General features: G+C 76.3%; 3 protein-coding genes. All 3 read right to left on the bottom strand.

Annotation, left to right across the window (positions count from 1 at the left end; translation table 11 throughout):
- Positions 1 to 302, bottom strand: a 302-nt coding sequence (locus HLB15_RS23635; RefSeq protein WP_171109213.1) for a hypothetical protein, incomplete at its 3' end; no start/stop codon positions are given.
- A 52-nt stretch (positions 303 to 354) separates the two neighbouring features.
- On the bottom strand, positions 355 to 909 hold the full coding sequence (locus HLB15_RS23630; RefSeq protein WP_171109211.1) for a hypothetical protein: 555 nt from the start codon (positions 907 to 909) through the stop codon (positions 355 to 357).
- Positions 910 to 1,079: 170 nt separating this feature from the next.
- Positions 1,080 to 1,309: hypothetical protein (locus tag HLB15_RS23625; RefSeq protein ID WP_171109209.1), on the bottom strand; the 230-nt coding region annotated here is incomplete at its 5' end.

Here is a 1,309-nt window from a genome sequence, read left to right as displayed (position 1 = left end):
GCGGCGGCGTGCGCGACGGCGTCCGCCTGCGCCGTGATCCGGTCGGCGACGTCGTCGAGGCCGCCGGCGGGCTCGGGCTCGGGAAGCGCGACGTGCACGCCGGGTGCGACACCGGGCGCCGTCCGGGCGAGCAGCCCGGCGATCCGCTCGACGCCGGGCAGGTCCGACCCGCCGTCCCGGTCCGGCACGGCGATCACCCCGACGGCCGTCAGCGGCGAGCCCGCCAGCAGGGCGGCGATCTCGCGGTCGGCGTCGGGGTCGGTACCCGCGTCGTCGGCGGTGAGGACGAGGCTGCGCGTCATGCGCCCAGTGTCGCGCAGACGCCGCTCCTGACCGCCGTTCACGGCCGGGCCGTCACGCACGGCCGACGACGCTGGTGCCGAGCACGTCGCCCACCCTGCCCAGCTCGACCTCCAGGTCCCAGGGGGTGGTCTCGTGCGGGATGGCGGCCGGCACGCAGCGCGCCATGACGGCGTGCAGCGTGAGGCTCGCGCCCAGCGTGTCGGCCTTCCACACCCCCGGGCCCACCACCTCGAACTCGGCGGGCCCCGTGCGGTGCAGCACCACGACGTACTCCTGGCCGCTGCGCAGCACGGCGGGCATCCCGGAGGCAGGCGGCCGGGCCAGGGAGCCCATCTGCGAGACCGTGACGTCCTCGTCGTCGATCTCGCCCAGCAGGACCTTGCGCAGCCGCACCTCCGTGCGGGTGTACGGCACCCGGTCGACGACCTCCACCTCCGCGCGGTCGGCCTGCACGAGGGCCACGGCGTCGGCGTCGGCCACCAGCTGCTCGACCGTGGCGTACCGCTCCGGCACGGCGACGTCCAGCGCACGGGCCTCGGCACCGCACCCGCCGAGCAGCAGGCTCGCGGCCACCACGCCGAGGAGCGCGCTCGCGTGCCGTCGCATGGTTCGTCCGTCCCGTCGGGCCGCGCACCCCTACGCGGTCGTGCAACGAATGCTGCTGCGTTGCGCAACGGGACGGCAAGGTCCGGCACGGGCGAACGACCGTGTCCAGGGCCCGATTTACAGCGATGTGAAATCCAGCCGGAGCCGCCGGGTGAAAATCCTCGCCGCGCTCAGGCCGCGTGCGTCTCCGCGATCGCGCGCACCAGCCCCGACGTCGAGATCGAACCCGTGCGGTACCGCTCGACGGCGCGCAGCAGCGCGTCCCCCACGTCCCGCGGCACCCGCGACGAGCGAGGCTCCGGGCGCCAGATCTCCCGGTCGAAGACGGCGGTGCGCCGCGCCGGCCCCCGGAACAGCCGGCCGGCGAGCGGCGGCGGCGGCGGGACGGGCGGCAGCGGCG

The sequence above is a fragment of the Promicromonospora citrea genome (assembly GCF_013004695.1).
Classification (GTDB): domain Bacteria; phylum Actinomycetota; class Actinomycetes; order Actinomycetales; family Cellulomonadaceae; genus Promicromonospora; species Promicromonospora citrea.
Note: the sequence above shows the minus strand (reverse complement) of the source record. Positions and strands in the feature narration are given on the sequence as shown.

What these genes read in the sequence shown, in the direction of transcription:
- HLB15_RS23630 (WP_171109211.1), bottom strand. Translation starts at nt 909, where the DNA reads ATGCGACGGCACGCGAGCGCGCTCCTCGGCGTGGTGGCCGCGAGCCTG.